This is a genomic window from Blastococcus jejuensis (assembly GCF_039534705.1).
Taxonomy (GTDB): Bacteria; Actinomycetota; Actinomycetes; order Mycobacteriales; family Geodermatophilaceae; genus Blastococcus_B; species Blastococcus_B jejuensis.
Window position 1 is genome coordinate 421,064 of the sequence record NZ_BAAAVV010000002.1, and the last position, 18,137, is coordinate 439,200.

At 73.7% G+C, this 18,137-nt stretch carries 17 protein-coding genes; 10 read left to right on the forward strand and 7 right to left on the reverse strand.

From position 1 onward, the window contains the following. Positions 1 to 5: 5 nt before the first annotated feature. Genes sufC through ABD644_RS05740 form a run of 4 tightly spaced genes read left to right on the forward strand, consistent with a single transcriptional unit; the run spans position 6 to position 2,945 of the window. Positions 6 to 809 (forward strand): Fe-S cluster assembly ATPase SufC, encoded by an 804-nt coding sequence (gene sufC / locus ABD644_RS05725; protein ID WP_344687683.1) that lies wholly within the window; start codon positions 6 to 8, stop codon positions 807 to 809. Beyond that, positions 806 to 2,113 (forward strand): cysteine desulfurase, encoded by a 1,308-nt coding sequence (locus tag ABD644_RS05730; protein ID WP_344687685.1) that lies wholly within the window; start codon positions 806 to 808, stop codon positions 2,111 to 2,113. The genes sufC and ABD644_RS05730 overlap by 4 nt, the downstream gene beginning before the upstream one ends. After that, positions 2,113 to 2,574, forward strand: coding sequence for a Fe-S cluster assembly sulfur transfer protein SufU (sufU, locus tag ABD644_RS05735; protein WP_344687686.1), 462 nt, complete (start codon positions 2,113 to 2,115; stop codon positions 2,572 to 2,574). The genes ABD644_RS05730 and sufU overlap by 1 nt, the downstream gene beginning before the upstream one ends. After that, positions 2,571 to 2,945 (forward strand): metal-sulfur cluster assembly factor, encoded by a 375-nt coding sequence (locus ABD644_RS05740; RefSeq protein WP_344687687.1) that lies wholly within the window; start codon positions 2,571 to 2,573, stop codon positions 2,943 to 2,945. Before sufU ends, ABD644_RS05740 begins: the two co-directional genes overlap by 4 nt. On the opposite strand, the gene ABD644_RS05745 is transcribed toward ABD644_RS05740, so the two are convergent. Further along, a complete protein-coding gene (locus ABD644_RS05745) occupies positions 2,946 to 4,715 on the reverse strand; it encodes an SCO7613 C-terminal domain-containing membrane protein (RefSeq protein WP_344687688.1) in 1,770 nt (589 codons plus the stop codon). 33 nt (positions 4,716 to 4,748) lie between these two features. Further along, on the reverse strand, positions 4,749 to 6,884 hold the full coding sequence (locus ABD644_RS05750) for an SCO7613 C-terminal domain-containing membrane protein (protein ID WP_344687689.1): 2,136 nt from the start codon (positions 6,882 to 6,884) through the stop codon (positions 4,749 to 4,751). A gap of 130 nt (positions 6,885 to 7,014) precedes the next feature. On the opposite strand from ABD644_RS05750, the gene ABD644_RS05755 reads away from it, so the two are divergent. The 5 genes from ABD644_RS05755 (at position 7,015) to ABD644_RS05775 (ending at position 12,202) form a co-directional block, all read left to right on the forward strand. After that, on the forward strand, positions 7,015 to 8,616 hold the full coding sequence (locus ABD644_RS05755; RefSeq protein ID WP_344687690.1) for an ABC-F family ATP-binding cassette domain-containing protein: 1,602 nt from the start codon (positions 7,015 to 7,017) through the stop codon (positions 8,614 to 8,616). Positions 8,617 to 8,721: 105 nt separating this feature from the next. Then, positions 8,722 to 8,949 (forward strand): helix-turn-helix domain-containing protein, encoded by a 228-nt coding sequence (locus tag ABD644_RS05760; protein ID WP_344687691.1) that lies wholly within the window; start codon positions 8,722 to 8,724, stop codon positions 8,947 to 8,949. Further along, entirely contained in the window at positions 8,946 to 9,728 is a 783-nt protein-coding gene (locus tag ABD644_RS05765) for an enoyl-CoA hydratase/isomerase family protein (protein WP_344687692.1), read from the forward strand. The genes ABD644_RS05760 and ABD644_RS05765 overlap by 4 nt, the downstream gene beginning before the upstream one ends. A gap of 69 nt (positions 9,729 to 9,797) precedes the next feature. Continuing rightward, positions 9,798 to 11,690, forward strand: coding sequence for an ABC transporter ATP-binding protein (locus tag ABD644_RS05770; protein WP_344687694.1), 1,893 nt, complete (start codon positions 9,798 to 9,800; stop codon positions 11,688 to 11,690). A gap of 47 nt (positions 11,691 to 11,737) precedes the next feature. Next, positions 11,738 to 12,202, forward strand: a complete 465-nt coding sequence (locus tag ABD644_RS05775) for an SgcJ/EcaC family oxidoreductase (RefSeq protein WP_344687695.1) — start codon at positions 11,738 to 11,740, stop codon at positions 12,200 to 12,202. Between the two features lie 7 nt (positions 12,203 to 12,209). Here ABD644_RS05775 and ABD644_RS05780 read toward each other — a convergent pair whose 3' ends face one another. Together ABD644_RS05780 and ABD644_RS05785 are read right to left on the reverse strand one after the other, a co-directional pair. Further along, positions 12,210 to 12,851: a hypothetical protein gene (locus ABD644_RS05780; RefSeq protein WP_344687696.1), complete on the reverse strand. Its 642-nt coding sequence runs from the start codon at positions 12,849 to 12,851 to the stop codon at positions 12,210 to 12,212. 3 nt (positions 12,852 to 12,854) lie between these two features. Beyond that, on the reverse strand, positions 12,855 to 13,412 hold the full coding sequence (locus tag ABD644_RS05785) for a flavodoxin family protein (RefSeq protein WP_344687697.1): 558 nt from the start codon (positions 13,410 to 13,412) through the stop codon (positions 12,855 to 12,857). A 116-nt stretch (positions 13,413 to 13,528) separates the two neighbouring features. Here ABD644_RS05785 and ABD644_RS05790 point away from each other — a divergent pair, with 116 nt between their 5' ends. Continuing rightward, the gene (locus tag ABD644_RS05790) at positions 13,529 to 13,822 is read left to right on the forward strand and encodes a hypothetical protein (RefSeq protein ID WP_344687698.1); all 294 of its coding nucleotides are present in this window, start codon (positions 13,529 to 13,531) and stop codon (positions 13,820 to 13,822) included. 10 nt (positions 13,823 to 13,832) lie between these two features. Here the strand turns inward: ABD644_RS05790 and ABD644_RS05795 are convergent, their stop codons facing one another. Genes ABD644_RS05795 through ABD644_RS05805 form a run of 3 tightly spaced genes read right to left on the reverse strand, consistent with a single transcriptional unit; the run spans position 13,833 to position 18,125 of the window. After that, a complete protein-coding gene (locus tag ABD644_RS05795; RefSeq protein ID WP_344687699.1) occupies positions 13,833 to 14,522 on the reverse strand; it encodes a sirohydrochlorin chelatase in 690 nt (229 codons plus the stop codon). Beyond that, positions 14,519 to 15,280: an SDR family oxidoreductase gene (locus tag ABD644_RS05800; protein ID WP_344687700.1), complete on the reverse strand. Its 762-nt coding sequence runs from the start codon at positions 15,278 to 15,280 to the stop codon at positions 14,519 to 14,521. The genes ABD644_RS05795 and ABD644_RS05800 overlap by 4 nt, the downstream gene beginning before the upstream one ends. A gap of 13 nt (positions 15,281 to 15,293) precedes the next feature. Continuing rightward, on the reverse strand, positions 15,294 to 18,125 hold the full coding sequence (locus ABD644_RS05805; protein WP_344687701.1) for an aconitate hydratase: 2,832 nt from the start codon (positions 18,123 to 18,125) through the stop codon (positions 15,294 to 15,296). Between the last annotated feature and the right edge of the window lie 12 nt (positions 18,126 to 18,137).

Here is an 18,137-nt window from a genome sequence, read left to right on the forward strand (position 1 = left end):
CACGAGTGTCTGTCCTGGAGATCCGCGACCTGCACGTGAGCGTGGGGGAGGGTGACGACGCGAAGGAGATCCTCCGCGGAGTCACGCTGACCGTCCGCTCGGGCGAGACGCACGCGATCATGGGCCCGAACGGGTCGGGCAAGTCCACCCTGGCCTACTCGATCGCCGGCCACCCGAAGTACACGATCACCGGCGGCACGGTGACCCTCGACGGCGAGGACGTCCTCGCGATGACCGTCGACGAGCGCGCCCGCGCCGGCCTGTTCCTCGCCATGCAGTACCCGGTCGAGGTCCCCGGCGTCTCGGTGTCGAACTTCCTGCGCACCGCGGCAACCGCCGTCACCGGCCAGGCGCCGAAGCTGCGCACGTGGGTCAAGGACGTCAAGGCCGAGATGTCCTCCCTCGAGATGGACTCGGCCTTCGCCGAGCGCAACGTCAACGAGGGCTTCTCCGGTGGTGAGAAGAAGCGCCACGAGATCCTGCAGATGCGGCTGCTCAAGCCGCGCATCGCGATCCTCGACGAGACCGACTCCGGCCTCGACGTCGACGCGCTGCGGGTCGTCTCGGAGGGGGTCAACCGCAGCCGCGAGGACAGCGACGTCGGCGTCATGCTGATCACCCACTACACGCGGATCCTGCGCTACATCAAGCCCGACTTCGTGCATGTCTTCGTGGCCGGCCGGATCGTCGACGAGGGCGGGCCCGAGCTCGCCGACAAGCTCGAGAACGAGGGCTACGCCGCCTACGTCAAGGACTCGAACGAGCAGGCCAGCCTGGAGAAGGCCGCCGCGGAGGGTGCGAACGCATGACCCAGACCGTCTCGCGTCCTGCTGGGGCGCGCACGCCCCTTCCCCTGGACGTCGAGGCGATCCGGGCCGACTTCGCGATCCTGTCCCGCACGGTGCGCGACGGGAAGCGGCTGGTCTACCTCGACTCCGGGGCCACCTCGCAGAAGCCGCGCCAGGTGCTCGACGCCGAGCGCTGGTTCTACGAGAACGTCAACGCCGCGCCGCACCGGGGGGCCCACCAGCTCGCCGAGGAGGCGACCAGCGCGTACGAGGCCGCCCGCGCCACGATCGGCGCGTTCATCGGCGCCCCGGAGCGGGAGATCGTCTTCACCCGCAACAGCACCGAGGGCATCAACCTGGTGGCCTACGCGCTGTCCAACGCCGCGACGGCGAAGGAGCCCGAGCTCCGCACCTACGCGGTCGGCCAGGGCGACGAGATCGTGGTCACCGAGATGGAGCACCACGCCAACCTGCTGCCCTGGCAGCAGCTGTGCGAGCGCACCGGGGCGACCCTGCGCTGGCTCGGTCTCACCGACGACGGGCGGCTGGACCTCTCCGACCTGGACGCCGTCGTCAACGAGCGCACCAAGCTGGTCGCGGTCACGCAGCAGTCGAACATCCTCGGCACGATCAACCCGCTCGGCGAGATCATCGCCCGCGCGCACGAGGTCGGGGCCCTGGTCCTGGTCGACGGCGCCCAGTCGGTGCCGCACTCGCCGGTCGACGTCACCGAGCTCGGCGCGGACTTCCTGGTGTTCTCCGGTCACAAAATGCTCGGGCCCACCGGCGTCGGTGTGCTCTGGGGGCGCTACGAGGTGCTCGACAAGCTGCCGCCGTTCCTCACCGGCGGCTCGATGATCGAGGTCGTCCGCATGGAGGGCAGCACGTTCGCCGCCCCGCCCCAGCGGTTCGAGGCCGGCGTCCCGATGACCGCGCAGGTGATCGGCCTGGCCGCGGCCGTCGAGTACCTGCAGGCCCTCGGCATGGACAAGGTCGAGGCCCACGAGCACGCGCTCACCGGCTACGCGCTGGAGAAGCTCGCCGAGATCCCCGGCGTCACCGTGATCGGCCCGCCCGACACCGTGGCCCGCGGCGGTGCGATCTCCTTCACCGTCGACGGCATCCACCCGCACGACGTCGGGCAGGTGCTCGACGACCTCGGCATCGCCGTGCGCGTGGGGCACCACTGCGCGTGGCCGGTCGTGCGGCGCTACGGGGTCCCCGCGACCACCCGCGCGACGTTCTACGTGCACACCGGCTACGACGACATCGACGCGCTCGCGGACGGCGTCCGCGCGGCCCAGAAGTTCTTCGGGGTGAGCTGATGCAGCTGGAGTCGATGTACCAGGAGATCATCCTGGACCACTACAAGAACCCGCACGGCCGCGGCCTGCGGGAGCCGTTCGAGGCCGAGGTGCACCACGTCAACCCGACCTGCGGTGACGAGGTGACCCTGCGGGTGCACCTGGAGGGCGACACGATCGCCGACGTCTCCTACGAGGGCATGGGCTGCTCGATCAGCCAGGCCTCGGTGTCGGCGATGTACGACCTGGTCATCGGGAAGACGGTGCCGCAGGCGCTGGAGACCGGTGAGCACTTCATGACCCTGATGCAGGCCAAGGGCGACCCGTCCGTGGCCGAGAAGCTCGAGGACGAGCTGGAGGACGCCGTCGCGTTCGCCGGCGTGTCCAAGTACCCCGCGCGGATCAAGTGCGCGCTGATGAGCTGGATGGCCCTCAAGGACGCCAGCGCCCGAGCCCTGTCGACGGCTGGAGGCCAGTCATGAGCGAGACCACCGAGAACGAGACCGCTGCCGAGCTGCCGGCCTACAAGTCGGCGCTGATCGAGGACGTCGAGGAGGCCATGCGCGACGTCGTCGACCCCGAGCTGGGCGTCAACGTCGTCGACCTGGGCCTGGTCTACGGCCTCGACGTCGACGACAACAACGTCGCGATCATCGACATGACGCTGACCTCGGCAGCCTGCCCGCTGACCGACGTCATCGAGGACCAGACCCGCCAGGCGCTGACCGGCGGGCCCGGCCCCGGGCTGGTCGACGACATCCGGATCAACTGGGTCTGGATGCCGCCGTGGGGTCCCGACAAGATCACCGACGACGGCCGCGAGCAGCTGCGGGCGCTGGGCTTCCGCGTCTGACTAGCGCAGGTCGGCGAGGCGGGCGCCGAATCCGGCGACCGGGCGGCGTTCCCGGCGCGTGCCGAGGGCCAGCAGCAGGCTGCCGACGACCAGTGCGGTACCCAGCGGCCAGGGCAGCGCCCGGACGGCGAACCCGACGGCCAGCCACAGCGCGGTGAAGGCGCCGATCATCAGCGGCGCCCGCAGGCCCGTCCGGGCGCCGACCACCAGCGCGACCGAGGCGGCGATGAGCACCGCGACGGCGCGGGCGCCGTCCGAGGTCACCACGGCCAGCACGGCCGACGGCACCGCGGCGACCAGCAGCCCGGGGCCCCAGGCCGGCCACGACCGCCCGTGGGCGAGGCCCCGGCCGGCCGCGATCAGCAGCCCGGCCGCGGCCGGGAGCGAGTACCACTCGACGGCGGCCAGCCCGGCCGTGGCCGCGCCGACCCAGGCCGCCAGCACCAGCTGACCGGCGGCGACCCGCCAGGCGGCGGCCGCCAGGGGAGCGTCCCGCGCGCCCGTCCGCCACGCCCAGCCGAGCGTGAACGCGCCCTGCAGCGCGAGGTGGACGGCCAGCGCCGGCCGATCGCCCTCGGCAGCGAGCACGGCCACCGCCGCCACCCCGGCCAGGGCCGCGGCCCGCGCGGTGGCCAGCCGCGAACCGGGGTCGAGCGCCGAGCCGACGACCATCGCCACGGCGTACAGCGTGGTCAGCAGTGCCGCCGCGACCCCGGCACCGAGGATCCCGTCCGGGAGCGCCAGCAGCACCGAGGCGGCCAGGCAGCCGACCGCCGTCGGGAGCGTCACCGGCCGCTCGTCCGGCCGCCGGGCGGCGACCCCGGCCGTGGGCAGCGCCGTCAGGAGCAACAGCAGACTCAGGGCGGCCCACCGGCCGTCGACGGCCAGCTGGACGACGCAGAGCCCGCTGACGACGACGCCCGCGGTGACGGCCACCGGCTCGAAGAGACCCCGCCGCCATCCGGTGAGGACGCTCGGCGGCACCGTCGCCAGCAGCACGCCCATGAACCCGGTGACGGCGACGGGAACCGGCCCGAGCGCCGAGATCGGTCCCACGGCGGCCACCCCGGACACGACGCCGGCCACGACCGGGACCGCCCGCGGGGGGCCGAGCAGGGGGTCCAGCGGCGCCCGGAGCCGGGCGAGCAGCAGGCCGGCGGCGGCGCCCAGCACCAGCAGGACCGACAGCCAGGGGCGGACCCCCGTGTCGCTCCACGCCGACCCGATGCCGGTGACCACGCCCGCCACCCACCAGGGCGCCGTCGTCGCGATCGCGAGGCGGCCGATCAGCGGACGGGCGAACAGCGCCCCGGCGAGACCGACCAGGGCCACGGTCAGGTACGTCGCCGTGTGCAGCGCCTCCGGCACGTCGTCCAGCGTGCGGAGGACGGCGATCTGCGCGGCGGCCCAGGACGCCAGCGGCCAGGCGGCGACGCGCCGGCTGACCAGGTGGAGGCCCAGGAACACCCCGGCGAGGCCGGCGGCGGTGACCGGTTCGCCGTCGAGGGAGATCCCGGCGGACGCGCTGCCGGCCAGGGCGAGCGCGGCCGCGGTCGCGGCGAGCACCTCGGGCGCGCTGCGCAGCCGGGCGCGGGCCGCGAGCACGGAGACGGCGGCCGCCACCACGGCCAGCACCAGCAGCAGCGCGCGCGCCCACGGGCCCCCGTGGGCGGAGGCGAGCGTCGCACCGGCGCTGACCAGCAACACCGCACCGACGCCGAGCAGCACCTGCGGAGGCCGCACGCGGTAGGGCAGGGGAGGAGTGCCCACGGGTCCACCGTAGGGCCGACCCACAGCCGTCGCTCAGTGCATCTGCGCGACCCAGGCGACGGCTTCCCGGGCCTGCTGGAGGCGCCGCTCGTACGTGGCGCTGACGACGAGCAGCAGCAGCCCCGCAGCACCGAGGGTGAGCCAGCGGGGGAGCAGCGGCGTGTAGGGCGCCAGCCGGCCGACGACGACGAACGCCAGGACCACCGAGCCGACGACGAACGGGGCCTGCCGGTGCAGGAACGTGCCCGCGACGGTCAGCCCGGCGGCGGTGGCGACCACCAGCACCAGCCGCAGTGCGGTGGGGTCGGCGACGACGACCACCGCCGAGGGCACCAGCGCCACGGCGGTGGCCGCGCCCTCGGCGGCCCAGGACCGCGCCCGTGCGCGCAGCTGCGGGATCGCGATGACCAGCAGACCGAGCGCGGCGGGCAGCGTGTATGCCTCCGGCGTCTCCACCCGGGCGCCGGCGACGGCGATCCACGACGCGAGCACCAGATCGGCCACCGCCAGGACGCCCACCCACCGCCGTCCGGCGACGACGGCGTAGCAGCCCGCCGCGGCGCCGGCGATGCCGAGCTGGATGCCGACCTGGCCCCAGGCGCCGACGTCGGCGGAGGTCACCCCCGCCGCGACGCCGGCGAGGGTGCCGCCGGCGGCGCACACCCACTCCTCCCCGCGCCCGGCGCGCAGCGCGGCGAGGGCGAAGGCGGTGGCGGCCAGCAGGGCCAGCAGCAGCCCCGCGACGGTGACGGGCAGGACGCCGTCGGCCCGCGCCAGCAGGATCGACAGGCCCGGCGCGAGCAGCGCGGCGCCGGTGGCCGGACGCCGCAGCGCGGGCAGCCGGACGGCGGCGAGGGCGGCCGGGACCGTCGCGGCGAGGATCACCAGGGCGAGCGGCCGGGCGTCGCGGTCGTCGGAGAGGAACGCGGCGCCCATGAAGGCCAGGGCCGCGCCCGCGGAGGTCAGCGCCGCGCACGGCACGGGCAGGCGGACGGCGAACACGGCCAGCGTGAGCAGCACGAGGCCCAGGCCTGCGGCGACGACCGCACCGACGGTCGCGGTGAGCTCGAGCGACCCGGCCAGCGCCAGACCGGCGATCACCGCCGCGACAGCGGTCGTGGTCACCGGCGCGGGGAGCAGTCCGCCGGGGCGGGGGAACCGGGTGAGCGCGACCGCGGCCGCTCCCGCCAGGGTCAGCAGCGCCGTCGTCGCCCACGAGTCGCCCACCGGGCCCTCGACGGCCACCGTCAGGCCGCCGAACACGGCGGCAGACGTCGCCAGCCCGGCCAGGACCCATGCCACCGGCGCGAGGTAGCGGCGCAGCGACCGGGCGGCCACGGCGTCGCCGGCAGCGACGAGCAGGGCCGCCGCGACACCGGCCGGGCCGGTCAGCAGGTCTGTGGGGAGCACGAGGAACGGGAGTGGCTGGGCGGCCAGCAGGGCGACCAGCGGCCAGGTCGCCGTCGACCGGGTGAGCCGGCCCAGGACGGCGGTGACCGCCACGACGACCGCGCAGGAGATCACCCACCACCAGCGGAGTCGGACGTCCTCGAGCTCGAACAGCCCGAGCGCCCGTGCCGCGCCGAGGTCGACGGCCAGCAGGGCGGCCCCGGCGGCGGCCAGCGCCTCCTCGGTGGCCCGCAGCCCCTTCCGGGCCGTCCAGGCCGACGCACCGCAGAGCAGGCCCGTGACCAGCAGCATCACCGCGGACTGGACGACCACGCCGAGGCGGGTCCATGCGACGGCGACGAACGTGATGGAGGCGGCGACCAGCAGGAGGGCGCCCAGGCCGCCGAGCACCTGCGGGGGGCTCAGCCGGCGGCGGGGGCGCGGCGGTGGCCCGGGCGGGGGAGGCGGGGGTGGCGTCCACGGCGGTGGGGCAGGGGGCGCCGGGGCCCATGGGGCCGACGGCTGGATGGGCGGGGGAGCGGGGGCCACAGCGGGCGGAGCAGCAACGGGCGCGCCGGGCGCGGCGGCGCGCAGGGTGGCCAGCAGGGCGTCCCGGTCGCGGGTGAGCTCGGTGAGGGTGACCCCGATGCGGGCGACGACCAGCGCGGCCTGCCCGACCGCCGGCAGCCCGCACGTGCGGCACGGTCCGGGACCGGCGTCGGCCGACGGACGGCCGCAGACCGGGCACGGTGGGCTCCACGCGCCGTTCGGCGGATGCATGAGCGCAGTCTGGCGCTCCGAGCCGCTGAGCAGGGCACTCGTGCGGGTCGACACGCTCGTCCGGGTGGTGCAGCCGATCTCACCCCGAATGCGTTCGTCCGGGGGCCGGAGAGCGCCTACCCTGGGCTCAGTGATCACGACGACCGGCCTGGAGCTGCGCGCCGGCGCCCGGATCCTCATCAGCGGTGCGAGCCTGCGCGTGCAGCCCGGCGACCGCATCGGTCTGGTCGGGCGCAACGGCGCCGGCAAGACGACCACTCTCACGACGCTGGCCGGTGAGCGGCTCCCGCACGCGGGCAAGGTCGACGTCGTCGGCGAGATCGGTTACCTCCCGCAGGATCCCCGCAGCGGCGACCTCGACATCACCGCCAGCGACCGGGTGCTCTCCGGCCGCGGCCTCGACGTCCTCCGGGCGCAGCTGGTCAAGGCCCAGGTCGCCATGGCCGAGCCGGCCGACGACGCCGAGCGGGACAAGGCGGTGCGGCGCTACGGCCGGCTCGAGGACCAGTTCGCCGCGCTGGGTGGCTACGCCGCCGAGAGCGACGCCGCCCGCATCTGCACCAACCTCGGCCTGCCCGACCGCGTGCTCGCCCAGCCGCTGCGCACGCTGTCCGGTGGCCAGCGCCGCCGCGTCGAGCTCGCCCGCATCCTGTTCTCCGACGCCGAGACGCTGCTCCTCGACGAGCCCACCAACCACCTCGACGCCGACTCGATCACCTGGCTCAAGGGGTTCCTGGCGTCGCACAAGGGCGGCCTGATCGTCATCAGCCACGACGTCGAACTGCTCGACGCCGTCGTCAACAAGGTGTGGCACCTCGACGCCAACCGCGCCGAGGTCGACGTCTACAACCTCGGCTGGAAGCCCTACCTGCTGCAGCGGGAGACCGACGAGCGGCGCCGCAAGCAGGAGCGGGCCAACACCGAGCGCAAGATCGACGCCCTCTCGGCGCAGGCCGACAAGATGCGCGCCAAGGCCACCAAGGCCAAGGCCGCCAAGAGCATGGACAAGCGGGCCGAGCGGCTGGCCGCGGGCTTGGAGGCCGTGCGGGTGCAGGACCGGGTGGCGAAGCTGCGCTTCCCGACGCCGACGGCGTGCGGCCGCACCCCGCTGACGGCCGAGGGCCTGTCGAAGAGCTACGGCTCGCTCGAGGTGTTCACCGACGTCGACCTCGCCGTCGACCGGGGCGCGCGGGTCGTCGTCCTCGGGCTCAACGGCGCGGGGAAGACGACGCTGCTGCGCATGCTGGCCGGCACCGAGGTGCCCGACACGGGCGAGGTGAAGGCCGGGCACGGCCTGCGCGTCGGCTACTACGCCCAGGAGCACGAGACGATCGACCTCGACCGGTCGCTGCTCGAGGTCATGCGGTCGGCGGCGCCGGACAGCACCGACACCGAGCTGCGGCGGATCCTCGGGGCCTTCCTCTTCTCCGGCGAGGCCGTCGACCAGCGGTCGGGCACCCTCTCCGGCGGTGAGAAGACGCGGCTGGCCATGGCCACGCTCGTCGTCTCCGGGGCGAACGTGCTCCTGCTCGACGAGCCGACCAACAACCTCGACCCGGCCAGCCGCGAGCAGGTGCTGAACGCGCTGCGCACCTACACCGGCGCGATCGTGCTGGTCACCCACGACGAGGGCGCCGTCCGCGCGCTGAACCCCGACAAGGTGATCCTGCTGCCCGACGGCACCGAGGACACCTGGAGCGAGGACCTCGCCGACCTGGTCGAACTGGCGTAACCAGCCAGTTCCCGTTCGCGTCGCGGTGCGCCGCTTCGTGGGTGATCATGTCTGCACCGGCTTGCGGGTGTCGACCCGGGCCGGCCGCTGGCACGGAGGGGAGACATGGCCGACTCGAGCACTGCGGACCTGGGCAAGGGCAAGCGCATCACGGGCGGGGACCGGTCGTCGCTGGCCGACGACCTGCGCAAGCGCTACGACGGCGGCGAGAGCATCCGGTCCCTGGCCGCGTCGACGAACCGGTCCTACGGGTTCGTGCACCGGCTCCTCTCGGAGTCCGGGGCCTCCCTGCGCAGCCGCGGTGGGGCCAACCGGAATAGTAAGAAGGCGTGAGCTCCGGAGAACTCGAGAACGACGGCTGGGTCCGCACGAGCCGGGACGGTGCGGTCGTCACCGTCACCCTGGACCGGCCCGACCAGCTCAACGCCCAGACGCCCGCGACCTGGGCCGCCCTCGCCGCGGTCGGTGACGCCCTGGACGACGACGTCCGCGTGGTGGTGCTGCGGGGGGAGGGCAGGTCGTTCTCGGCGGGCCTCGACCGCAGCCTGTTCAGCCCCGAGCCCGGCGTCGCCGGTGGCCTGGGCGACCTCGGCCGGCTCTCGGCGGAGGAGGCGCAGGAGCGCATCCGCGGCTACCAGGCCGGCTTCCGCTGGCTGCGCTCGCCGGCGATCGTGTCGGTCGCGGCGGTGCAGGGGCACGCGATCGGTGCCGGCGCCCAGCTGGCGCTCGCCTGCGACCTGCGGGTCATGACCGACGACGCGCAGCTCCGGCTGCCCGAGGCCACGCTCGGCCTGGTGCCCGACCTCACCGGCACGAGCAACCTGGTCGAGCTCGTCGGCTACTCGCGGGCCATGGAGATCTGCCTGACCGGCCGAGCGGTCGGCGCGGCCGAGGCACACGCGATCGGGCTGGCGAACGTCGTCGTCCCGGCGGCCGACCTCGACGGCACGGTGGCCGACCTGGTGGCCGCGCTCGTCGCGCCCCCGGTGGGCGCGAGCCGGGAGACGGCGGCGCTGGTGCGCTCTGCCGTCCGCAACGCACCCGACGTCCAGGACGCCGCCGAGCGGGCCGCCCAGGTGCGCCGGCTGCACGAACTCGTCGGAGGTCGCTGACAGACTGCCTCCGGAACAGGCCGGTCCTCGAGCGTGTTGGCCGGTGGACAGGAAGGAGGCGGTGTGGACGTGAGCCATTCCATGACGTCCATGGCCGCGATGCGGTCCTTCCGGCGCGATCCGTCGGTCACCGGGCGGGAGCTGCCGAAGGGCACGGTCCGTCGCATCCTGGGCATCGCGCGCCCGTACCGGCGCGAGCTGATCAGCTTCCTGGTGCTCGTGGTCGCCTCGTCGGTCATCGGCGTGATCACCCCGCTGCTGGCCGGCGACATCGTCAACCGGATCGCCGGGCTCGACGGCACGGCCGGTGGCATCGTCCGGATCGCGCTGATCATCGCCGGCCTGGCGGTCGTCGACGCCGGCATCTCGCTGACCACGCGCTGGTTCTCCGCGCGGATCGGCGAGGGCGTCATCTACGACCTGCGCGGCCGCGTGTTCGAGCACGTGCAGCGGATGCCGGTGGCGTTCTTCACCCGCACCCAGACCGGCGCGCTGGTCAGCCGGCTCAACAACGACGTCATCGGGGCGCAGCAGGCGTTCACCTCGACACTGTCCGGCGTCGTCTCCAACGTGATCGGCCTGGTGCTGACCGCCGGCGTGATGCTGACGCTGTCCTGGCAGATCACCCTGCTCTCGCTGGTCATGGTGCCGCTGTTCGTGCTGCCCGCACGCCGGGTGGGCAAGCGGCTGTCGGAGATCACCCGGGAGTCCTACGGGCTCAACGCGTCGATGAACGCGACGATGACCGAGCGGTTCAACGTCGCCGGCGCCCTGCTGGTCAAGCTGTTCGGCCGGCCGTCCGCCGAGGCCGACGCCTTCCGTGGCCGGGCCGCCCGCGTCCGCGACATCGGCGTCCTCTCGGCCATGTACGGCCGGGCCTTCTTCACCGCGCTCACCCTGGTGGCGGCCCTGGCCACCGCCCTGGTCTACGGGCTCGGCGGGTGGCTGGCGTTCACCGGCTCGCTCAGCGCCGGTGACGTCGTCGCCCTGGCGCTGCTCCTGTCCCGCCTCTACGGCCCGCTGACGGCGCTGGCCAACGTCCGCGTCGACGTCATGAGCGCGATGGTCAGCTTCGACCGCGTCTTCGAGGTGCTCGACCTCGAGCCGATGATCCGCGAGGCGCCCGACGCCGTCCCCGTCCCGGCCGGCGACCGGTCGGTCGAGTTCGACGGCGTCTCGTTCAGCTACCCCTCGGCGTCCGACGTCTCGCTGCCGTCACTGGAAGAGGTCTCGCTGCCCGAGCACGGCGGCCCCGTCGACGTCCTGCACGACGTGTCCTTCCGCGTCGAGCCCGGCCACCTGGTCGCGCTGGTCGGCCACTCCGGCGCCGGCAAGTCCACGATCGCCAACCTGGTGCCGCGGCTGTACGACGTGACCGGTGGGTCGGTGCGCGTCGGCGGGGTCGACGTCCGGCGGCTCACCCTCGACTCGCTGCGCGACAGCATCGGCGTGGTCAGCCAGGACGCGCACCTGTTCCACGACTCGATCCGCGCCAACCTGCTCTACGCGCGCCCCGAGGCCACCGAGGCCGATCTCTGGACGGCGATGGAGGGCGCCCGGATCGCCGACCTGGTGCGGTCGCTGCCCGAGGGCCTGGACACCGTCGTCGGTGACCGCGGCTACCGGATGTCGGGCGGTGAGAAGCAGCGGCTGGCGATCGCCCGGGTGCTGCTGAAGGCGCCGGGCATCGTGATCCTCGACGAGGCGACCGCGCACCTCGACAGCGAGTCCGAGGTGGCTGTCCAGCACGCCCTGGACACCGCGCTCGCGGGCCGCACCTCGCTGGTGATCGCGCACCGGCTGTCCACGATCCGCGCCGCCGACCAGATCCTCGTGGTCGACGGCGGTCGCATCGCGGAGTCGGGCACTCACGAGGAGTTGCTGGCGCTCGGGGGGCGGTACGCCGACCTGTACCGGACCCAGTTCGCCGACGGCGAGCGTCGAACGGTCCCCGTCGCCTGACCACTAGCGTCACTCCTGTCCCGGTACTCGCAGAGGAGACTTGACGCGTGACATCAGCGCATCCGCACGACGCCCAGATCCGGGCCCTGTACGCCGGCTTCCTCGACGGCTGGAACAGGCGGAGCGGCGCGGCGGTGGCGGCCGGCTTCGCCGACGACGGCGACATCGTCGGGTACGACGGCACGCACCACCACGGGCGGCTGGCTATCGCCGCCGACCTCCGGCAGATCTTCACCAGCCACGAGACGGCGTCCTACGTCGCGGTGATCCGCTCCGTTCGGCCCGTCGCACCAGGCGTCGCGTTGCTGCTCGCGCACGCCGGGATGATCCCGCCGGGCGGCAACGACATCGACCCGCGCTTCCACACGCTGCACACGGTCGTCGCGGTCGACGAGGGCGGAGGCCGCTGGCGCATCTCGCTGCTGCAGGCGACGCCGGCGTCGTGGCACCAGCACCCGGAGGCCCGCGAGGCCCTGACCGCGGAACTGCGGGGCCTCCTGGCGTCGCAGTGACCGGTCGTTACAGCGACTGGAGCGTCGACGCGCCGGCGGCGTGGGAACTCATCGCCGCGGACACCAGGTAGAGCGCGCCGGAGATCAGCGGCACGGCGGTCACGAAGACCAGCAGGGTGGCGCCGCCGACGCCTCCGCCCGCGGCGAGCCCCGTCCCGACGGCGAGCCCCGTCCCGACGGCGATGAGCACCAGCAGCACCCCGGCGATCCGCGTCCGTTCGAGCCCGAGCAGCGCGACCGCGGCCGCGAGGGCCAGCACGGCGATCGCGTGCACGGGGCCGTTCTCGTCCTCGACGCGGCGCCAGAACGCGGGGTCGATCGCCAGCCACACACTCCAAGCGAGGACCAGGACGGTCAGGGCGGCCAGCAGCCAGACGCCGGCGTCCGGTCGCCACCGGACGATCGCGCAGGTGACCGCCAGGGGCACCAGCCAGGACGCGAGAAGCGCGACGGCGCGCCAGCCACCCGGATCAGTGAGCGTCTCACCGACGACGAACAGGGCGAAGAACCCCGCGACACCGACCACCAGGCCGAACCCGGCCCAGCGGAGGAAGCGGGCGGCGGCGGCGGGCTCCTGCCGCCGGGTGCCGGCGACCAGCACCACGACGACGACGAGGACGCCGACACCGACCAGCAGTCCCTGGCGCATCGATCAGCGGCCGGCGGTCGCCAGCTGGTGGACGAGGGCGGCGCCCCACGCGCGGGCGCGGTCGCGCTCGCCGTCCCGGAGCGGACCCTCGGCCTGGTCGATCAGGAAGCCCTCCTCGCCGACCATGTCGTACCCGTGCCGGTGCAGGCGGTGCGCGATGCCGCCCGCGGCACCACCGGCCAGCTTGAACTCCGCCCGGGTGTCGAACGCCGCCGCGAAGTGACCCTTCGTCGTGTCGGGCAGCTGGTGGAACCAGTCGCGCAGGCCGGGGCTCTCCGCGCCCGGCTCGATCTCGTGGACCGTCTCGGTGCCCTCGGCTGCCTTCTTCGCCTCGCCCTGGACGGCCATCTTGCGGCTCATCCCGGAGGACATGCCGTGCATGTGCGTCGGCCCGCCCACGATCAGCAGGTCGGCCGACCGCACCCGGTCGGGCACGGCGTCGCCCACCCGCAGGCACGCCACGGTCGCCTCGGGCTCGGCCTCGTGCACGCCCTCGGCGATCGCGTCGGCCACCTCGTGGGTGTTGCCGTACACGCTCTCGTACACCACTGCGATCTCCATGCCGACCTCCTCGCCCGTACCGGTCCTGCTCGTGGACCCGACTCTCGGCGGCGGGGTGCGCGCCCACCAGAGACCAAGGCCCGTCGGTAGCGGGGCGGTTCGGCGATACTTCGGTCGTGACGACGCCCGGGCCTGCCGTCCGCCCCCGCCCCGCATGGCCGGTGATCGGGGTCGCCGTCGTGGCGGGCGTCGCGCACCTGCTGGTCGGCTACGTGTACCTGGTCTCCGGGCTGGCGGTCCCGTTCTACGCGCTGTTTCCCCTGTGGGCGTGGTGGCTGGTGCTGGCCGGGGTCCTGGCGCGGCTGGCAGCCCGTCGGTCGTGGTGGACGGCGGTGGTCCCGGTCGTCGCAGCGGTCACCTGGGTGCTCGTGGTCCTCGGCGGTGGCGAGCTGCTGGGCTGGACGGCGTGACCCGCGGCGGTCAGCCGACCGCGGCGTCGTAGCGGTCGAGCAGGACGGCGGCGATCCGCTCGTCGGGCAGCAGGGGAGCGGTGACGACGTCGGCGCCCGCGCCGGCGAGCTTGTCGTGGAAGTGGCCCGGCGCCAGCAGGTAGGCGGCGACCACGACCCGCTTCGCGCCGGCCCGGCGGGCGGCCGCCACGGCGTCGGGCACGGTCGGCCGCGCGGCGGAGCCGTAGCCGGTGGTCACCGCGCCCGCCCACGAGCGCTGGAGCAGGTCGGCGGTGTCCTCGACGTCGGCCACCGAGCGGGCGTCGCTGGAGCCGGCCGCGGCGAGCACGACGGCCGTCAGCGGATCACGCGGGTCGGCCCCGGCCTCGGCCAGCCGGTCGAGCAGCACGCCCACCAGCCGGGGGTCGGGCCCCAGCGGCCGCGCGGCCACCGCCCCGGGAGCTCCGGCGACCGCGCCGGCGATGTCGACGTGCACGTGGTAGCCGCCCGACAGCAGCAGGGGGACGACGACCGCCGCCTGCCCGGCCGCTGCGAGCCCGGCCACGACGTCGACCACGGTCGGGGGCTGCACGTCGACGAACGCCGCCGTCGTCGTCAGGCCCGGCCGCTGCGCCCGGGCGGCCAGGGCGAGCTCGGCGATCAGCCGGCGGCCGGTGGGGTTGCGGGTGCCGTGGGCACAGGCGACCAGAACCGGGTTCACAGCGAACGCAGCGCGCCGCCGTCGACCGGGATCATCACTCCGGTCAGGTAGGAGGCAGCGGGGGAGAGCGCGAACGCCGCCACCCGGCCGAACTCCTCGGGGCGGCCGTAGCGGCGCAGCGGGATGGCCGCCTCCGACGCCGTGCGGGCGGCCTCGGCGTCCCCACTCCGCTCGTCGAGCTCGATGATCCGGTCGGTGGCGATCCGGCCGGGCATCAGCCCCAACACCCGGATCCCGCGGGGGCCGAGCTCGTCGGCGAGCGCCTTCGCGGTCATCGCCAACCCGGGGCGCAGGCCGTTGGAGATGGCCAGGTGGGTGATGGGCTCGCGCACGGAGGTGGAGAGCACCAGCCCGATCGCCGCGCCGTCGCCGAGGTGCGGGACGAGTGCCTTGATCAGCCGCACGGTGCCGAGGAGCACCGAGTCGACGGCGGCCCGCCAGTCATCCTCCGCCGCCTCGAGGACCGTGCCGGGAGCCGGACCGCCCACGCTGATCAGCGCGCCGTCGAGCCGGCCGAGGGCCTCCAGGCTCTCGGCGACGAGCCGACCGGCGGTTCCCCGGTCGCCGAGGTCGGCGATCGAGCCGTGGGCCGACGGCGCGCCGCCCAGCGCGTCGACGGCGGCCGACACGTCGTGCGGCTTCCGGGCGCTCAGCAGCACCCGGGCACCGTCGTCGACCAGGGCGCGGGCGGTCGCGAAGCCCAGCCCCCGGCTCGCGCCGGTGAGCAGGTAACCGCGACCGCCCAGGCCCAGGTTCATGGTGCTGTAGCCATCAGGCGGCAGAACCCCGCAGCGACCGCAGGACGTACTGCATGATCCCGCCGTTGCGGTAGTAGTTCGCCTCACCGGGGGTGTCGATGCGGACGCGGGCGTCGAACTCCACGTCCCCGGCCTTGACCTTCACCGTGCGGGGGGTGTCGCCGTCGTTCAGCGCGGTGATCCCGGTGATCGTGAACTCCTCGTCGCCGGACAGCCCGAGCGACTCGCGATTCTGGCCCTCGGGGAACTGCAGCGGCAGCACGCCCATGCCGATGAGGTTCGACCGGTGGATGCGCTCGTAGCTCTCGGCGATGACCGCCTTGACCCCGAGCAGCGCCGTCCCCTTGGCCGCCCAGTCGCGCGAGGAGCCCGAGCCGTACTCCTTGCCGGCGAGCACGACCAGCGGGATGCCGGCCTCGGCGTAGGCCTCCGACGCCTCGTAGATCGTCGTCGTCTCGCCGGTGAGGTGGTTCTTGGTGACGCCGCCCTCGGTGCCGGGCACCAGCTGGTTGCGCAGCCGGATGTTGGCGAAGGTGCCGCGGATCATCACCTCGTGGTTCCCGCGCCGGGAGCCGTAGGAGTTGAAGTCGCGGCGGTCGACGCCGTGCTCGCGCAGGTACTTCCCGGCGGGGGAGTCGGCCTTGATGGAACCGGCCGGGGAGATGTGGTCGGTGGTCACCGAGTCGCCGAGCACCGCGAGGGTGCGGGCGCCGGTGATGTCCTCGACCGGGGCGGGCTCGGCCGGCATGCCGTCGAAGTACGGGGGACGCCGGACGTAGGTGCTCTGCGCGTCCCAGTCGAAGGTGTCACCGGTGGGCGTGGGCAGGTTTTGCCACTGCTCGGTGCCGGCGAAGACGTCGGCGTAGTCCTTGCTGAACATCTCCGCGGAGACGGCGTGGTCGATGACTCGCTGGACCTCCTGCGGCGAGGGCCAGATGTCGCGCAGGAAGACGTCGTTGCCGTCGGCGTCCTGACCCAGCGGGTCGTTGTTCAGGTCGACGTCCATCGACCCGGCCAGCGCGTAGGCGATGACCAGCGGCGGCGACGCCAGGTAGTTCATCTTGACGTCGGGGTTGATCCGGCCCTCGAAGTTGCGGTTGCCCGAGAGAACCGAGACGACGGCGAGGTCGGCGTCGTTGACCGCCTTGCTGACCGGCTCGGGCAGCGGGCCCGAGTTGCCGATGCAGGTCGTGCAGCCGTAGCCGACCAGGTAGAAGCCCAGCTTTTCCAGGTACGGGGTGAGCTCGGCCTTCTCGTAGTAGTCCATGACGACCTTGGACCCGGGGGCCAGCGTCGTCTTCACCCACGGCTTGGACGACAGACCGCGCTCGACGGCCTTCTTGGCCAGCAGCGCCGCGCCGATCATCACCTGCGGGTTGGACGTGTTGGTGCAGGAGGTGATGGCCGCGATCACGACGTGGCCGTGGTCGATCTCGGTCTCGGTGCCGTCGTCCATGACCACGCGGGTCGGCTTGGAGGCCCGCCGGCTGCCGCCGGTGCCGGTGACCGCCTCGTGGGGCTTGCCGGCCTCGCCGTTGCCGTGCGCGAACGGGCTGGCGGGGTCGGACGCGGGGAACGTCTCCTCGACCGACTCGTCGACGCTGGAGGCGCTGGCGTCGGCCGCGGCATCCGGGTCGCCGTCCGGAGCGCCCGCGTAGGTCGGCAGGACCTCGCGGAACGCCTCCTTGGCGTCGGTGATGGCCACGCGGTCCTGGGGGCGCTTCGGGCCGGCGATGGAGGGGACGACGGTGGAGAGGTCGAGCTCGAGGTACTCGGAGAACGCCGGCTCGCGGGAGGCGTCGTGCCAGAGGCCCTGCTCCTTGGCGTAGGCCTCGACGAGCTTGACCTGCTCCGGGCTGCGGCCGGTGAGCTCCAGGTAGGTGATGGTCTCCTCGTCGATGGGGAACATCGCCGCGGTGGAGCCGAACTCGGGGCTCATGTTGCCGATGGTGGCGCGGTTGGCCAGCGGCACGGCGGAGACGCCCTCGCCGTAGAACTCGACGAACTTCCCGACCACGCCGTGCTCGCGGAGCATCTCGGTGATGGTGAGGACCAGGTCGGTGGCGGTGGCGCCGTCGGGGAGCTGGCCGGACAGCTTGAAGCCCACGACGCGCGGGATCAGCATCGACACCGGCTGCCCGAGCATGGCGGCCTCGGCCTCGATGCCGCCGACGCCCCAGCCCAGCACGCCGAGGCCGTTGACCATCGTGGTGTGGCTGTCGGTGCCCACGCAGGTGTCGGGGTAGGCGACCACGCGGTCACCCTCCTGCCGCGGGAAGACCACGCGGGCCAGGTGCTCGATGTTGACCTGGTGGACGATGCCGGTGCCCGGCGGGACGACCTTGAAGTCGCTGAAGGCGCCCTGGCCCCAGCGCAGGAACTGGTAGCGCTCGCCGTTGCGCTCGTACTCGATCTCGACGTTGCGCTGGAACGAGTCCTCGGTGCCGAAGATGTCGGCGATGACCGAGTGGTCGATGACCAGCTCGGCCGGGGCCAGCGGGTTGATCTTCTGCGGGTCGCCGCCGAGCTCGGCCATGGCCTCGCGCATCGTGGCGAGGTCGACGATGCAGGGGACGCCGGTGAAGTCCTGCATGATCACCCGCGCCGGGGTGAACTGGATCTCCTGGTCGGGCTCCGCGTGCGGGTCCCAGCCGGCGAGCGCGCGGATGTGGTCGGCGGTGATGTCCGCGCCGTCCTCGGTGCGCAGCAGGTTCTCGAGGAGGATCTTCAGGCTGAAGGGCAGCTTCTCGGAGCCCTCCACCGCGTCGAGCCGGTAGATGTCGTAGTCGGTTCCGTCGACGCTGAGCGTCGACCGGGCTCCGAAGCTGTCCTTGCTGGCTGCCACTCTTCTGCGCCT